14 protein-coding genes are annotated in these 15,477 nt (G+C 71.5%); 9 read left to right on the top strand and 5 right to left on the bottom strand.

All coding sequences use genetic code 11. From position 1 onward, the window contains the following. Positions 1-191: 191 nt before the first annotated feature. Entirely contained in the window at positions 192-1,634 is a 1,443-nt protein-coding gene (locus N8I84_RS37400) for a S1 family peptidase (RefSeq protein ID WP_263233939.1), read from the bottom strand. 664 nt (positions 1,635-2,298) lie between these two features. Here N8I84_RS37400 and N8I84_RS37395 point away from each other — a divergent pair. The 4 genes from N8I84_RS37395 to N8I84_RS37380 all read left to right on the top strand — a co-directional run bounded on the left by N8I84_RS37395 (position 2,299) and on the right by N8I84_RS37380 (position 8,463). Beyond that, a complete protein-coding gene (locus N8I84_RS37395; protein ID WP_263233938.1) occupies positions 2,299-2,514 on the top strand; it encodes a type A2 lantipeptide in 216 nt (71 codons plus the stop codon). 92 nt (positions 2,515-2,606) lie between these two features. Continuing rightward, positions 2,607-3,413 carry an HlyD family efflux transporter periplasmic adaptor subunit gene (locus N8I84_RS37390; RefSeq protein ID WP_263233937.1) on the top strand — a complete coding sequence of 269 codons (807 nt, stop codon included), beginning with the start codon at positions 2,607-2,609 and terminating at the stop codon, positions 3,411-3,413. Continuing rightward, positions 3,410-5,644: an NHLP family bacteriocin export ABC transporter peptidase/permease/ATPase subunit gene (locus N8I84_RS37385; protein WP_263233935.1), complete on the top strand. Its 2,235-nt coding sequence runs from the start codon at positions 3,410-3,412 to the stop codon at positions 5,642-5,644. Before N8I84_RS37390 ends, N8I84_RS37385 begins: the two co-directional genes overlap by 4 nt. Positions 5,645-5,646: 2 nt before the next feature. Next, positions 5,647-8,463 carry an NHLP bacteriocin export ABC transporter permease/ATPase subunit gene (locus tag N8I84_RS37380; RefSeq protein ID WP_263233934.1) on the top strand — a complete coding sequence of 939 codons (2,817 nt, stop codon included), beginning with the start codon at positions 5,647-5,649 and terminating at the stop codon, positions 8,461-8,463. A 4-nt stretch (positions 8,464-8,467) separates the two neighbouring features. Here the strand turns inward: N8I84_RS37380 and N8I84_RS37375 are convergent, their stop codons facing one another. Continuing rightward, positions 8,468-8,998, bottom strand: a complete 531-nt coding sequence (locus N8I84_RS37375) for an SRPBCC family protein (protein ID WP_263233933.1) — start codon at positions 8,996-8,998, stop codon at positions 8,468-8,470. A gap of 92 nt (positions 8,999-9,090) precedes the next feature. Further along, positions 9,091-9,573 (bottom strand): VOC family protein, encoded by a 483-nt coding sequence (locus N8I84_RS37370; RefSeq protein ID WP_263233932.1) that lies wholly within the window; start codon positions 9,571-9,573, stop codon positions 9,091-9,093. A gap of 121 nt (positions 9,574-9,694) precedes the next feature. On the opposite strand from N8I84_RS37370, the gene N8I84_RS37365 reads away from it, so the two are divergent. The 3 genes from N8I84_RS37365 to N8I84_RS37355 all read left to right on the top strand — a co-directional run bounded on the left by N8I84_RS37365 (position 9,695) and on the right by N8I84_RS37355 (position 12,249). Continuing rightward, positions 9,695-10,894, top strand: coding sequence for an epoxide hydrolase family protein (locus N8I84_RS37365; protein WP_263233931.1), 1,200 nt, complete (start codon positions 9,695-9,697; stop codon positions 10,892-10,894). A gap of 112 nt (positions 10,895-11,006) precedes the next feature. Continuing rightward, the gene (locus N8I84_RS37360) at positions 11,007-11,645 is read left to right on the top strand and encodes a ClpP family protease (protein ID WP_263233930.1); all 639 of its coding nucleotides are present in this window, start codon (positions 11,007-11,009) and stop codon (positions 11,643-11,645) included. Between the two features lies 1 nt (position 11,646). Beyond that, positions 11,647-12,249 (top strand): ClpP family protease, encoded by a 603-nt coding sequence (locus N8I84_RS37355; protein WP_200419629.1) that lies wholly within the window; start codon positions 11,647-11,649, stop codon positions 12,247-12,249. A gap of 63 nt (positions 12,250-12,312) precedes the next feature. On the opposite strand, the gene N8I84_RS37350 is transcribed toward N8I84_RS37355, so the two are convergent. After that, positions 12,313-12,744, bottom strand: a complete 432-nt coding sequence (locus tag N8I84_RS37350; protein WP_263233929.1) for a helix-turn-helix domain-containing protein — start codon at positions 12,742-12,744, stop codon at positions 12,313-12,315. Between the two features lie 334 nt (positions 12,745-13,078). Here N8I84_RS37350 and N8I84_RS37345 point away from each other — a divergent pair, with 334 nt between their 5' ends. After that, entirely contained in the window at positions 13,079-14,254 is a 1,176-nt protein-coding gene (locus N8I84_RS37345) for a streptophobe family protein (RefSeq protein WP_390899077.1), read from the top strand. 19 nt (positions 14,255-14,273) lie between these two features. Here N8I84_RS37345 and N8I84_RS37340 read toward each other — a convergent pair whose 3' ends face one another. Next, positions 14,274-14,684 carry a hypothetical protein gene (locus N8I84_RS37340; RefSeq protein WP_263233926.1) on the bottom strand — a complete coding sequence of 137 codons (411 nt, stop codon included), beginning with the start codon at positions 14,682-14,684 and terminating at the stop codon, positions 14,274-14,276. 369 nt (positions 14,685-15,053) lie between these two features. Here N8I84_RS37340 and N8I84_RS37335 point away from each other — a divergent pair, with 369 nt between their 5' ends. Then, positions 15,054-15,443 carry a nuclear transport factor 2 family protein gene (locus N8I84_RS37335; RefSeq protein WP_263233925.1) on the top strand — a complete coding sequence of 130 codons (390 nt, stop codon included), beginning with the start codon at positions 15,054-15,056 and terminating at the stop codon, positions 15,441-15,443. Positions 15,444-15,477 lie beyond the last annotated feature (34 nt).

Here is a 15,477-nt window from a genome sequence, read left to right as displayed (position 1 = left end):
AGCGTACGGACCGGCGGCTCGCGGGTGCGCGGCAGAGCGGGCGCGGGGAACGGCACGCCCGCTGCGCAGGGTGACGGGCCGCCCACGGACCGCACGGGCAGCCCCGCCGGGGCCTGGAAACGGAGCGGTCCGGCCCTCCCGCCGGAGGGCCGGACCGTTCCACCGACCGGGGAACCGCTGGCGCTTCCCGGTCAGTGGCTCGACACCAGTCCGGAGCCGTCGCCGACGCCGCTGCCCGACTGGTCGCCGGCGTTGCCGGACTGGTCGGCGGCCCCACCCGACTGATCACCGGGGCTCGCCGACTGCTGACCGGCACCGCTCTGGTCACCCGCACCGGCACCGCTCTGCTCACCGGCACCGGCACCGGCACCGGCACCCGCACCGCTCTGGTCACCGGCACCCTGCTGGCCACCCGGGCTCGCCGACTGGTCGCCCGCACCCGCACCGGCACCGCTCTGGTCGCCCGCGCCGCCCGCGCCGGCCGCGCCGCCCGCGCCGAGCGTCGCGCCCGTCGCCTGGAGCGCCGTGGTCACCGGCTGGAAGAAGGTCTCGCCGCCGGCGGTGCAGTCGCCGCTGCCGCCCGAGGTCAGGCCGATCGCGCTGCCGTCCTGGGTGAACAGGGAGCCTCCGCTGTCACCGGCCTCGGCGCAGACGTTCGTCTGGATGAGCCCGGTGACGGTGTCGACGCCGCCCGGGTCGGTCTCGCTCTGGAAGTTGACGGTGGCGTCGAGCCCGGTGACCGTCCCGTCGTGCAGCCCCGTGGTGCTGCCCATCCGGAAGACCTGCTGGCCCACCACCGCGTCCGCGGCCTGGGTGATCTGGACCGTCTGCCCGTTGCCGACGTTGACCTCGCTCGGGGCCTGGGTGTTCGGGTCGTCGTACTTGACGAGGGAGAAGTCGCCGTTGCCCGGGAAGGTGGCCTGGTCGACGGTGGCGATCGGCCGGCCGTTCTGGGAGTCGGACCACTGCTTCGCCGCGACTCCGCAGTGACCGGCCGTCAGGAAGGCCGGGCTGCCGTCGCCGGCGGTGACGTTGAAGCCGAGGGAGCAACGGACGCCACCGCCGTTCGCCTGCGCGAAGATGGCGTCGCCGCCCGACACGAAGGTCTTGAAGGTGCCCGACGACTTCTTGAGGGTCGCCACGCCCGAGCCGAGGCTCTTGACCGTCGACTCAAGCGTGTTCCACTTGGAGCCGGTGACCGTGCGGTCGGCGCTGACCTGGATCTCGTTGGTCTTGGGGTCGACGGACCACGCGGTACCGGGGATCGTCGCCTTGGTGCGCAGCGTCTTGGCGGCGGCCTGGAGCGTGGCGGTGCTGTTGTGCACCTGGTTGGGGACCGCGCCCGCTTTTCTGACGGTGTCGACGACTTTGCTGTCGTCACCGACCACATTGACGACGACCTGCTGCTTCTCCGCGTTGTAGTAGGAGCCCGCGAAGGCGTCACCCAACTGCGATGCGAGCTGCTTGGCGACGAGCGAGACACCGGCCGCCTTGAACGTCTTCGGCGTGTCGCCCGACGCCGAGTCCGTCTGGGACGCGTTGGCGTTGGGCAGCAGAAGGGCCGCAGCTCCGAGCGCCGCCACGCTTCCAACCGCGATCGCGGCCTTGCGCTTGGGTATGCGTTTGTGACTCAACTCTCGACCTCCTGGGGACGGGGTCCGTTGCCGCCGTCCGGCAGCTGACTGGGGCGCCTGGATGCCAGTTGATACGCGCGTGTCCGGTGGGGTGTTCAACGGACTTTGCAACTGGCTGAGTTGGCGTATGCGAAAGCGTGAAATAGGTGGCAAAGGTGCCTGTCGAGCGCTGCCGGGGAGAAGAACCGACTCGTCCGGCGGCCGTGGACACAGCGAGCTACCTGCCGGTAACCCTGGGTTGGTCACGCCGGCCCGAATCCCGGCTTCAGGGAATCTGCACATCGAATGCGCAAGCGGGTCACCGTGTACGACGGATCTGCACAGGCCCACACCGGGCGCCGCGTCATTGAACCCGGACTGTCCCATTCCTTGTCGGGGCGGCAAGAGGCCGTGCGCGACGATGCCGCGCAGCATGTGAAGAAGTCGGCGCCAAGTGGTGCGCACGCCTGCACGGATCAGCGCTTCGCAACGTCAATTGCCCAGGTGAGAGCGGTGGTTGATTGGAATCGCCGCGCGCCGCCGTGCTTTGATCCGTTGCACCGCGGGGGCCACCCCAGGGGTCCCGGCAACGGGGTGCCCGGCGCTCGCGGGCCGCGGCCGACCGTCTGTCCCCAGAAGGGGCCGCTCCCCCCTTGTGAATATCCATACGAAGGGAAGTTCCATCATGAACTCCACCCCCCAGGTTGAGACCGCCGAGATCTCGGACGCCGAGCTCGACGCCGTGTCCGGTGGCCTGCAGATCAACGCCGTGGGCACCGCGACCGGCCTGGTGGACGGTATCGCCCCGGTTTCCGGCCTGGTCGGCACGGCCGTCGGCACCGTCGAGGGTGTCACCGGCCTGAACGCCGCCCCGGTCACGAACCTGGTCGCCGGTCTCTGATCGCACCGCCGTACCGCTGAGTCCCGGAACCGCTCCCCGGTTCCGGGACTCTCGGATGCCGTGAATCTTCTGGAGTAGGTGAGGGAAGTTCCGTGCAGTTCCGCCAGCAGGCCCTCGCCAAGCTGCAGTCGCCCGAGGAGCTCGATCTCCCGGTGCGCTTCGCCCGCCCCCAGGGCTGGCTGGTCCTGGCCGTGACGGTGGTCGCCATGGCCGCCGCGTCGGTGTGGGCCGTCACGGGCTCGGTGGCCTCCACGGTCAGCGCGCCCGCCATCCTCACGCACGCGGAGGGCAGTTACCTCCTGCAGAGCCCGGTGGCCGGACAGGTCACCGCGATCCTCGCCGAGCAGGGCCGGCGGCTGCCCGCGAACGCGCCCGTGATCAAGGTCCGTACCGAGCAGGGCGAATCGGTGGTCCGCACGGTCGCCGCGGGCCGTATCACCGAACTCGCCGCCACGGTCGGCCAGATCATCCGCACCGGGGCGGACGTCGCCGCGGTGGAGAAGGTCGAGCACGCCTCGGACCCGCTGTACGCGACGGTGTACGTGCCCGCCGAGAGCGCCGCGTCGATTCCCGCGAACGCCGCCGTCGACCTCACCGTTCAGTCGGTGCCGGCCCAGCAGTACGGCGTGCTGCGCGGCCATGTGAGGTCCGTCGACCGCACGGCCCAGTCGGCCCAGCAGATCGCCGCGTTCCTCGGGGACGACCAGTTGGGCGAGCAGTTCACCAAGAAGGGCCGCCCGGTGGCCGTGCTGGTACGGCTCGACACGTCGTCCGGCACGAAGAGCGGCTACCAGTGGTCGTCCGCGGACGGCCCGCCGTTCCCCCTCTCCTCCATGACCCTGGCCACGGGTTCCATCCGCATGGCCGATCAGCGTCCCGTCGATTGGCTCCTGCCGTGACCGCTCCCCAGGACACCCTGCCGCCGGTTCGGGGCAGGCGCCGTGCCGCGCCGCCGAAGCGCACCGTGCCCACGTCCCGGCGGAAGAGCGTCCGCACCCCCACCGTGCTTCAGATGGAGGCCGTCGAGTGCGGCGCCGCCTCCCTGGCGATGGTCCTCGGCCACTACGGCCGGCACGTCCCGCTGGAGGAGCTGCGCATCGCCTGCGGTGTCTCCCGGGACGGCTCACGCGCCAGCAACCTCCTCAAGGCGGCCCGCAGCTACGGTCTGACGGCCAAGGGCATGCAGATGGACACGACCGCGCTCGCCGAGGTGAACGCGCCCGCGATCCTGTTCTGGGAGTTCAACCACTACGTCGTCTACGACGGCATGGGGCGCCGTTTCGGCCGCCGGGGCGTGTACGTCAACGACCCCGGCAAGGGCCGCCGTTTCGTGCCGATGGAGGACTTCGACACGAGCTTCACCGGGGTCGTCCTGGTGATGGAGCCAGGCCAGGGCTTCACCCGGGGCGGCCGCAGGCCGGGCGTCCTGGGTGCGATGCCGGCCCGGCTGCGCGGCACGGCGGGCACCCTGCCCGCCGCGGTCCTCGCGAGCCTGCTCCTGGTGGTGGTCGGTGCCGCGCTGCCCGCGCTGAGCCGTACGTACATCGACATGTTCCTGATCGGCCGGCAGACCTCGCTGCTGGGCGTGCTGTTCGCGTCGATGGCGGCCTGTGTGCTGCTGACGGTGGTGCTGACCTGGTTGCAGCAGGCGAACCTGCTGCGCGGCCGGATCATCTCCTCCACGCTCTCCAGCGCGCGTTTCCTGCGGCATCTGCTGCGGCTTCCGGTGACGTTCTTCGCTCAGCGCAGCCCCGCCGACCTGGTGCAGCGGCTGCAGTCCAACGACGCGGTCGCCGAGACCCTGGCCCGCGACCTCGCGGCGGCGGGCGTCGACGCGATCGTCGTGGTGCTGTACGCGGTGCTGCTGTACACCTACGACCCGCAGCTGACGTTCGTCGGCATCGGGGTGGCGCTGCTGAACGTGGTGGCGATGCGGGTCGTCGTAAGGCTGCGGGCGACCCGTACCGCGAAGCTGCGCGCGGACACGGCACGGTTGACCAACACCGCTTACACGGGCCTTCAGTTGATCGAGACGATGAAGGCGACCGGCGGCGAGGACGGCTACTTCCGCAAGTGGGCGGGCCAGCACGCCACGACCCTGGAGGAGCAGCAGCGGCTCGGTGTGCCCAGCGCCTGGCTGGGTGTGGTCGCGCCGACGCTCGCCACGCTCAACAGTGCGCTGATCCTGTGGATCGGCGGCCTGCGGGCGGTGGAGGGGCATATCTCGGTGGGTCTGCTGGTCGCCTTCCAGGCCCTGGTGACCCGGTTCACCGCGCCGCTGACGCGCCTGAACGGGGTCGCGGGCCGCATCCAGGACTTCGCCGCGGACGTGGCCCGCCTGAAGGACGTGGAAAGCTTCCAGACCGACCCGCTCTACGGCCGCTCCGGCGGCGGCGCGTCGACGCGTCGGCTGCACGGCCATGTGGAGCTGGAGAACATCACCTTCGGCTACAGCCCGCTCGACAAGCCGCTGCTGAGCGGCTTCAGCCTGACTGTGGGCCCCGGCCAGCAGGTGGCGCTGGTCGGTGGCTCGGGCAGCGGCAAGTCCACGGTGTCCCGGCTGATCGCCGGCCTGTACGCGCCCTGGGAGGGCGAGATCCGTATCGACGGCCGGCGTCTGGAGGACGTTCCGCGCGGCGCGCTCGCCGCCTCGGTCTCCTTCGTCGACCAGGAGATCTTCCTCTTCGAGGGCACGGTCCGCGACAACGTGGCCCTGTGGGACCCGTCGATCCCTGACGACGCGGTGGTCGCCGCCCTGCGGGACGCGGCCCTGTACGACGTGGTGATGCGCCGACCGGGCGGTGTCCACAGCCGGGTGGAGCAGGACGGGCGGAACTTCTCCGGCGGGCAGCGCCAACGTCTGGAGATCGCACGGGCGTTGGTGCGCGACCCCAGCATCCTGGTGCTCGACGAGGTGACCAGCGCGCTGGACGCGGAGACCGAGCAGACCGTGATCGACAACCTGCGCAAGCGCGGCTGCGCCTGCGTGGTGATCGCGCACCGGCTGAGCACGGTGCGCGACAGTGACGAGATCGTGGTGCTCCAGCACGGCACGATCGTGGAACGCGGGCGGCACGACGCCCTGGTGGCGGCCGGCGGGGCGTACGCCGAGCTGGTCAGGGAGCGGTGAGGATGACGGCGGTGCACGAGGGCGACGTCGTCCTGGGCGCTCTGGGCGCGATGGGCGCCCCCATCGACTGCTCGGGCCTGAGCCGGCTCGACCTGGAGGGGCCGCAGGTGCTGTGGCTGGTGGCGTCCGGCGCGCTGGACCTGTTCGCCGTCGATGCGGCGGTACAGGGCCACTGGCACCACCTGGGCCGTCTCGAGCCCGGCTCCCTGCTGCTCGGCCCGGTCGCGGGACCCCAGCACACCCTGGTCGCCCGGCCGGTGCGCGACTGCGTGGTGCGCCGCATCCAGCTGCGCGAGCTGTACCAGCAGGCCGACACCCAGACCTGGTCGTACGACGAGTACGGCAACCCGCAGTACGTGCCGCCGACGACGAGTCCCCTGGAGTACGCCCTCGCTCTCGGTGTCGGCCGGAGCCTGTCGATCCTGTTCCAGGCGCCGATGGCCACCGAGCGGGCCGCCGACATCACCGACGACGACGTCTTCTGGATGCAGGTGCCGCCGGGCAGCGTCCAGTACGGCTCCCTGTACGGGGCGGAGGCCGCTGCCGACCTACTGATGGACCCGGCGGTCTGGCAGGGCATGGTCGACCAGCAGTACCGCCTCCTCGCCACCCTGGACCGGTGGATCGAGCAGCTGGAGCGCACCCACGAGACCCGTACCGCGGCCGGTATCAAGGCGGGCGAGGCGGTCCGCGCCCAGGCCGACCGGACGTTGCTGGCGTCCATCGGGAAGTCCTCGGAACGGCGCACCACGGCCGCCGACGCCGACGCCACCTACGCGGCCTGCAGACTGGTGGCCGAGGCGGCCGGCATCACCCTCGCCGAACCCACGCGGAGCGGCGCCGAGAGCGACCGCCTGGACCCGGTGGAGCGCATCGCGGTCGCCTCACGCGTACGCACCCGGGCGGTACGGCTCGACGGGCGCTGGTGGCACGAGAACGTCGGCCCGCTGGTGGGTCACCGGGCACTGTCCGGCGCGCCGGTGGCGCTGCTGTGGCGGCGCGGCGGCTATGTCGCCGTGCACCCGTCGTCGGGACGCGAGACACCGATCGAGAAGGCGAACGCGGCGGAGTTCGCGCCGCGGGCCGTGATGTTCTACCGCCCGCTGCCCGACCAGCGGCTCGGTCCGCTCGGGCTGCTGCGGTTCAGCATGCGCGGCATGAGCGGCGATCTGGTCAACCTGCTCATCAGTGGACTGGTCACCGTCGCGATCGGCGCACTGGTGCCGATCGCCACCGGCAAGGTGCTCGGGGAATACGTGCCGAAGGCGCAGGAAGGGCTGATCGTCCAGGTCTGCCTCGCCCTCATGGTCACCGGCGTGGTGGCGGCCGCCTTCATGCTGCTGGAGAACCTGACCATCCTGCGCCTCGAGGGGCGGATCGAGGCGACGCTCCAGCCGGCGGTCTGGGACCGGCTGCTGAGGCTGCCGACGAAGTTCTTCGCCGAGCGCTCCACGGGCGAGCTGGCGAGCGCCGCGATGGGGGTCAGCGCCATCCGGCGGCTGCTCGCCGGAGTCGGCCCCACGGTGGCCCAGTCGGTGACGGTCGGCGCGATGAACCTGGGGCTGCTGCTGTGGTACAGCGTGCCCATGGCCATGGCCGCCATCGGCATGCTCGTCGTCATCGCCGCCGTCTTCCTCGGGTTGGGGTTGTGGCAGGTGCGCTGGCAGCGGCGGCTGGTGCAGCTCAGCAACAAGCTGAACAACCAGGCGTTCCAGACCCTGCGCGGCCTGCCCAAGCTGCGGGTGGCGGCGGCCGAGAACTACGCCTACGCCGCCTGGGCGCGGGAGTTCGCACGCAGCCGCGAACTCCAGCAGAAGGTCGGCCGGATCAAGAACCTCACCACGGTGCTGGGCGCGGTGTACCTGCCGCTGTGCTCCCTGCTGCTGTTCATGCTGTTGGCGGGGCCCGCGAAGGGTGCGCTCTCGGCCGCCGACTTCCTCACCTTCAACACCTCCATGACCATGCTGCTCACCTCGGTCACCCAGCTGACCGGCGCGTTCGTGTCGGCGGTGGCCGCGCTGCCGCTGTTCGAGGAGATCAGGCCGGTCCTGGACGCGACCCCCGAGGTGCGCACGGCGAGCACCCGGCCGGGGGTCCTGTCCGGGGCGATCGAGGCGCGCAGGCTGTCGTTCCGGTACGCCGACGACGGTCCCCTGGTCCTCGACGACGTCTCGTTCGAGGTGAAGCCGGGCGAGTTCGTGGCGATCGTGGGCCCGAGCGGCTGCGGCAAGTCGACCCTGCTGCGCCTGCTGATCGGCTTCGACAAGCCGGTGTCCGGCAGTGTGCTCTACGACGGCCAGGACCTCGCGGCGCTCGACCAGTCGGCGGTGCGCCGCCAGTGCGGGGTGGTGCTCCAGCACGCGCAGCCGATGAACGGGTCCATTTTGGACGTCATCTGCGGCACCGAGCCGTACACCCCCGAGGAGGCGATGGCGGCGGCCGAGATGGCGGGCCTCGCGGAGGACATCCAGCGGATGCCGATGGGGCTGCACACCATCGTCCAGGGCAGCGGCGCGATCTCGGGCGGCCAGCGGCAGCGGCTCATGATCGCTCAGGCGTTGATCCGCCGGCCCCGCATCCTGTTCTTCGACGAGGCGACGAGCGCGCTGGACAACGAGACGCAGCGCAAGGTCATCGAGTCCACACGTGCCCTGAACGCCACCCGGATCGTGATCGCCCACCGCCTGTCCACGGTGCTGGACGCCGACCGGGTCATCGTGATGGAGGACGGCAGGATCGCCCAGCAGGGCCCGCCCGGCCGGCTCCTCGCCGACACCACCGGTCGGCTGCACGAGCTGGTGCGGCGGCAGATGGCGTGAGGGGTCAGGCGTCGGCGCCGGGGACGGGCGCGCCCGAGGGGACCCCGGCCTCGACGTAGGCCTCGTAGTACTCCTTCCAGGGCGCGGTGGGCCCGGCATGCGGCCCCTCGGAGCGCCCGCCGCGGGACTTCGCCTCCAGGGCGGCCAGGCAGACCTCCCAGCCGGCGCCGTTGCGGGCGGCGGCGTTCCGCTCGCCCAGGACGTTGGTCAGGGTGAACCGGGTGCGCCCCTCGCCCGGTTCCTCCAGGTCGAAGCGGAGTTCGTCACCGCCCCACGCGAAGGAGAGGTGCCGGGGCGCGTCGACGGCGAGGACGGTGCCGGTGGACTCGGGCATGTTCGGGTCCCCGCTGAACCGGACGGTCCCGCCGGGGCGCAGGTCGAACTCGGCGCGGGAGGGGAACCATGCGGCGAGTTCGTCCGGATCGGTGACGAACCGCCAGACCCGGTCGATCGGGTGGTCGTGGACACGGCTGAAGCGGACGGCGGGGCGGCCGTCGTCGAGGGTGAGGTAGGTACCGGTGAGGTCGGCGGCCATGGCGAATCAGTCCTTCCGGTTGTGGGCGCGCCGCAACGAACGCGGCGACCGGCTCACCCTGACACGGGAGGGCCGCCGTCGCCCCGCGGTCGCTACTCGCCCGTGTACGCCTTCTCCAGGGCGGCGATGTCGAGCTTGCCCATCGACAGCATCGCGCGCGTGGTGCGGGCCGCCTTCTCCTGGTCCGGGTCGCCGACCATGTCGAGGAGCCCGTCGGGGATGACCTGCCAGGACACGCCGTACTTGTCCTTGAGCCAGCCGCAGGGGCCCGGCTGACCGCCGCCCTCGGTGAGCTTGGTCCAGTAGTAGTCGATCTCCTCCTGGTTCTCGCAGTAGATCTGGAAGGAGATCGCCTCGTTGAACGTGAACTGGGGTCCGCCGTTCAGGGCGACGAACTTGTGGCCGTTGGCCGTGAAGTCGACGGCGATCACGGAACCGGCGGGTCCGGGGCCGGCCTCGGTGTAGCGGCCGACCTGCCCGATGCTGGAGTTCTTGAAGATCGACACGTAGTAGTGCGCGGCGTCCTCGGCCTGGCCGTCGAACCAGAGACAGGTGGTGAATCCCTCGGTGGCCATGTGTACCTCCTTGAGTGTGGAAGCGGTCACCTGTGCAGACCGATCCTCGCCCCGGAACTCATCGGCCAAGCCGCGGATCAATCCGTGTGGCGGTCTCGGTGCCCGTCACTAGCATCGCCGCATGACGTCATCGCCCGCCGAGAGCATCCGGCCCTTCCGCCTCGCGATCCCCCAGAGCGACCTCGACGATCTCCATGACCGGCTCGACCGCGCCCGCTGGCCGGACGAGCTGCCCGGCGTGGGGTGGGCGTACGGGGTACCCCTCGACTATCTCAAGGAGCTCGTGCGGTACTGGCGCCATGACTACGACTGGCGGGCCGCCGAGGCGCGGCTGAACGCGTGGCCGCAGTTCACCACGGAGATCGACGGCGCACACGTCCACTTCGCCCATGTGCGCTCCCCGGAGCCGGACGCCACCCCGCTGATCATCACGCACGGCTGGCCGGGGTCGATCGTGGAGTTCCTCGACGTGGTCGGGCCGCTCACCGATCCGGCCGCCCACGGAGGCGATCCCGCCGACGCGTTCCACGTGGTGGTGCCGAGCATTCCGGGGTTCGGTCCGTCCGGACCGACCCGGGACACCGGCTGGGAGGCGGGCCGGGTCGCCGACGCGTGGGTGGAGCTGATGGACCGGCTCGGCTACCCGCGCTTCGGCGCCCAGGGCGGCGACTGGGGCTCGGCCATCTCCCGCGAGCTGGGCCGCGCCCACCCGGAGCGGGCGATCGGCATCCACCTGAACCTGCTGCCCGGCGCCCAGCAGCTGACCGAACCGGCCACCGAGGAGCTGGCCGCGCTCAGCTCCGAGGAGCGGGAGCGCACGCTCACCTCCTGGCAGCGTTGGTCCGAATGGCAGCGTGAGGGCGCGGGCTACGCGATGCTGCACTCCACCCGGCCGCAGACGCTGGCGTACGCGCTCACCGACTCGCCCGTCGGCCAACTCGCGTGGATCGTGGAGAAGTTCCGCGAGTGGACGGACTCCGAGGAGCTGCCCGAGGAGGCCGTCGACCGGGACCTGCTGCTGACCAACGTGTCGCTGTACTGGCTGACCGGGACCGCCGGTTCGTCGTCCCGGATCTACTACGAGCGGGCGCACACCACGGGCCGGGCCGCCGCGCCGGCCGAACCGTCGACCGCGCCGACCGCGCTGGCGGTCTTCCCCGCCGAGATCCAGATCCCGCTGCGCCACAGGGCGGAGCGGACGGAGAACCTCGTGCGCTGGACGGAGTTCGACCGGGGCGGGCACTTCGCGGCCATGGAGGAGCCGGACCTGCTGGTGAAGGACGTACGGGCGTTCTTCCGGCAGCTGCGCGAGAAGGGCTGAGCCGTGGCCTCTGCCCGTGGCGAATCTGCGGCGGGCAGAGAAACCGCATCCGGGGATCTCCCGAGGTCAAGAGTGGAGTCGACGGCATCCGTGCCACCGACAAGGAGACCCGATGATTCCACTCACCACGCTCTCGCCGCGGGCGGAGGAGGGCGACACACCGCCCAGCCGCTTCGACGACCACCTCGCCGCACAACTGCTCGCCCAGCGGATCGTCTTCCTCGGCACTCAGGTCGACGAGGTGTCGGCCAACCGGGTGTGCGCGCAGCTGCTCCTGCTGTCGGCGGAGGACCCGCGCACCGACATCAGCCTCTACATCAACAGCCCCGGCGGGTCGGTCACCGCGGGGCTGGCGATCTACGACACCATGCGGCTCATCCCGAACGACGTCTCGACGCTGGTGATGGGGTTCGCCGCGAGCATGGGCCAGTTCCTGCTCACCGTGGGGACGCGGGGCAAGCGGTTCGCGCTGCCGAACGCGCGGATCATGATGCACCAGCCGTCGGCGGGCATCGGCGGCACCGCCGCGGACATCGAGATCCAGGCGGAGAACCTTCAGTACACCAAGAAGGCCATCGAGCGGATCACCGCCGAGCACACCGGGCAGAGCGAGGAGACGATCGCTCGGGACGGCGACCGGGACCGCTGGTTCACGGCGGAGCAGGCCAGGGAGTACGGAATGGTGGACCGGGTGGTGGAGTCGCTCACCGACGTCCGCCCGGCCGCGTCGCGTCGACGGATGGGGTTGTGACATGGGGTCGTACACGGTTCCGTACGTCATCGAGCGGACCGCGCAGGGCGAGCGGTCCTACGACGTCTTCAGCCGGCTGCTGAACGAGCGGATCATCTTCCTGGGCACCGAGATCGACGACGGGGTCGCCAATGTGGTCATCGCGCAACTCCTGCATCTGGAGTCGTCGAATCCCGAGCACGAGATCTCGATCTACCTCAACTCGCCCGGCGGATCGTTCACTTCCCTGATGGCGATCTACGACACGATGACGTTCGTGCAGTCCCCGATCTCCACGTTCTGCGTCGGCCAGGCGGCCTCCACGGCGGCGGTGCTGCTGGCCGGTGGCGATCCCGGGCGGCGGTTCGTGCTCCAGCACGCGCGGGTGCTGCTCGGCCAGCCGGCCAGCGGCGGACGGCAGGGCACGGTCTCCGACCTCAGCCTCGCGGCCAAGGAGATGGTCCGCATCCGCTCACAGGTGGAGGAGGTCCTGTCCCGTCACACGCACCACGACGTCGCGACGCTGCGCGCGGACATGGACCGCGACAAGGTGTTCACCGCCGAGGAGGCCGTCGCCTACGGGCTCGCTGACGAGGTGCTGAGCCGACGGCTGGCGTTCGTCTGACCCCGGCGCGGCCGGTACGGCGGGGGGACCCACCTCTGTACCGGCCGTCGGCCGTCGATTCGGTCAGGCGACGAGGCAGAGGCCGTCGTACTGCGCCGTCGGCGACCTGCGGCCCCGGCCCACCCGGCTCCGGGCGTACCGGGCCAGCTCGTCCTGGGCGAGCGTGAGCAGGTCGGCGAGGCCGAGCCCGAGGGCCTGGGCGGCGGCCGCGAGAACCTCGGAGGAGGCCTCCTTGCGGCCCCGTTCCAGTTCGGACAGGTACGGCATCGAGATCCGGGCGGCCTCCGCGACGTCCTTCAAGGTGCGCTCCTGGGCGAGCCGTTCGCGGCGCAGCACATCACCGACGAGGTCGCGCCACAAGGGCTCCTTGGGCACGGGGGGCTGCGGGGTCCCCGTCGGTCGCTGCGGGGTGCGGGTCGCCGCACCGGAGCCGGGCGGCGCGGTCTGCGGGCGCAGGGGGATGACGCGGGCTTCGTTCGGCGCATGAGTGCTCACCCCTTCAGCCTAGGGATCCGGGGCGCCACGGGAAGGGAGCGACGTTCTGCCCTGGGTGAAGCCGTGCGGCCGTGCGGCCGGGCCGGCGGCGGCAGTTGACGGGTGCCGCTCGTCCGGCCGTCGACGGATCCGGCCGTCGATGCGCTCGCGGGGGAAATCGATGCGCTCGCGGTGGAAGTGGCGTGGCCGTGCGGGGCGCCGTGGGGCTGCCTAGCGTGGCAGTGTGAGCGTCACGAGCCCGCCCGGCCGGGCCGCCGCCCGCACCGGCGGCCCGGCACTCGCACCGCACGGCTGGGTACGGGCCGGCGTCACGGTGCTGGCCGGGCTGGTCGTCATGGGCGGGCTCGCCGCGCTCGGGCTGTGGGCGGCGGGCGGCAGCGACATCCCGGAGGGCGGGTTCCCCCGGGTGGTCGTGGCCGTGGTCGTCGTGGCTGTCGGCGGCAGTGTGAGGCTGACGGGCGACGCCGGTGCACTGGCCGGCACACGGGCGGGGCTGACGGTGATGCCGCTGTCGGTGACGCTGTCCGGGGCGCTGGTGATCGCCGCGGGATTCCTGCGCCCGCTGCGGCACCGGGCCGTCGCCGGCGGGTGTGAACTGGCGCTCTGGGCAGGGCGGATCGCCGTACTGTGGCTGGTCGCGCTCGTCGGCCTCGCCCTGGTGGCCCGCCAGACCTTCGCGGTCCCGCTCGGCACCGGAACGATCGGCGACATCGGCAGCCTGTTCGGGATCTCCCCGAGGATCGGCTTCGCCACGGACCTGTGGCCGACCGTGCTGTTCGGTCTGCTCTGGCTGGCGGGCGTGCTCGTCCTCGCTCTGCTGGTGTCACGAGGTGTGCCGCTGCCGGCCCGGCTGTCGCGCTTCCAGGAGTCGGTGCGGCCCGCCGCCTACGCCATGGTGGCCCTGCTGCTCGCCTGCGTCGCCCTGGGCGCCGTGATCGCGCTGGTGGTGGCGGCGACCCGCGGGCACCCCGCCGAGACGTTCGCGCTGATCCTGCTGGGCCTGCCCAACCTGGTGTGGCCGGTGCTCACCCTCGGCATGGGCGCCACCTGGCACGGCCGGGTGGACGGGCCGTTCGGGCTGCCGATGCCGCATCTGCTCGACGTGGCGCTGCGGACCGAGGACCTCTCGACGCTGAACCTTCGTACGCTCGCCCGGTTCGACGGTCTGGCGTGGTGGCTCGTGGCCGTGGACGCCGTGCTGCTGATCGCCGCCGGGTCCGTGCTGGCGGCGCGCTCACCGGCGGGGATGCGGCCGTGGCGGCACGCCGTGCACATGGCGGTCGCGCTGATGGCGGCGGTTCTCGCCGTCTGCCTGCTGTGCCGGGTCTCGGCGCACTACGGCCTGTCGCTCATCGGGGTCGGCGACCTCGGCGGAGGGCTCTCCGGCGTGCTGTTCCTCAGACCCCGGCCGGGGACCGCGCTGGGGCTCGCCCTGGTGTGGGGACTTACGACCGGGTTCGCGGGCGGGCTGCTCGCCCGGAGGGTGCAGCGACGGGGCGAGGTTCCATGACGCGGCGCACGGCCCTCGGTCAGGCCACCGGGGTGGACAGCGCGGGCACGAACCGTTGCATCCGCAGCGCGTCCACGGACTCGGCGAGCAGTTCGTACTCGGTGGTGTCGTCACTGACGGCGACACGGACCAGCCGTCCGGCCGCCAGCTCCTCGGCCACCCTCTCCTGTTGCCCGACGTCCTCGCACCAGGCACGCAGGACAGCCGGGACGTCGGGGACCGTGTCGGCGACGGGGGCGATGGAGTTCGGCGGGAAGAGCGGGTCGCCGGGGTCCGGGTCGAGCCGTTGGGCGATCCAGGAGGCACGGTCGCGCATCCACCACAGGGCGAGGGCCAGGGTCGGGGCGCGGTAGGTGCCGAGGGGGACGCCGACCCTTCGCCCTCCGCAGATGCCGTATGCCGTGACATGGCACAGGAACTCGTCGTGCACGATCGCTCCCCCCGTGCGGTGCTCGGTGCCGGATCGGCCCGTGGTGCCTTGCGTTCGCTCGCTGTGCACGTGGGCGTCCCGCTGTCCGCGCGGTAGCGCTTTCTATCGTGACCCGGGTCACCCGCTCCTTCGAGTATCGCCACTCCTGACCCTCTGTCACCATGCGATTTCAGCCAGTCTCCTGGCATATTCACGGCCGCTTCTGGCGCAAACGAGCCACCTCCGCCCGGCGTGCCTGCGCTTACCCGGGAGGTAATCGACGCCCCCACGCGTGTCCGGGCATGGTTGCGGTGTCGGCTCCCGGCAGGCACAACAGCCCGGGATCCGGCTCCTGACCAGCGCATGTGACCCCGATGGAGGCCGATCGCCATGACCGCAGAGACCAACCGCTACGAGTCCGCCGTCGCCCGCTACTTCGAGGCGTGGAACACCCGGGACGCCCAGGCGCTGGCGAAGGCGGTCGCCGCCGCCTGGGCCGCGGACGGAACCTACACCGACCCCCTGGCCGACGTCAGCGGGCACGAGCAGATCGCGGCCGTGATCGCAGGTGCGCACGCACAGTTCCCGGGGTTCTCCTTCCGGCTCACGGGCGCGGTCGACGGGCACCACGACCTCGCCCGCTTCTCCTGGGAGCTGGTGAGCGACGCGGACGGTTCGGCACCCGTCGCCGGCTCCGACGTGATCACCCTGGACGGCGAGGGGCGCATCGGCAGCGTGCACGGGTTCCTGGACCGCGTCCCCGAAGGCGTGGCGGGTTAGCGTCCGTCTTCCGGATCAGCTCCGCGTCAATGCC

The sequence above is a fragment of the Streptomyces cynarae genome (assembly GCF_025642135.1).
Classification (GTDB): domain Bacteria; phylum Actinomycetota; class Actinomycetes; order Streptomycetales; family Streptomycetaceae; genus Streptomyces; species Streptomyces cynarae.
This window is presented reverse-complemented; position numbering and strand designations above follow the sequence as displayed.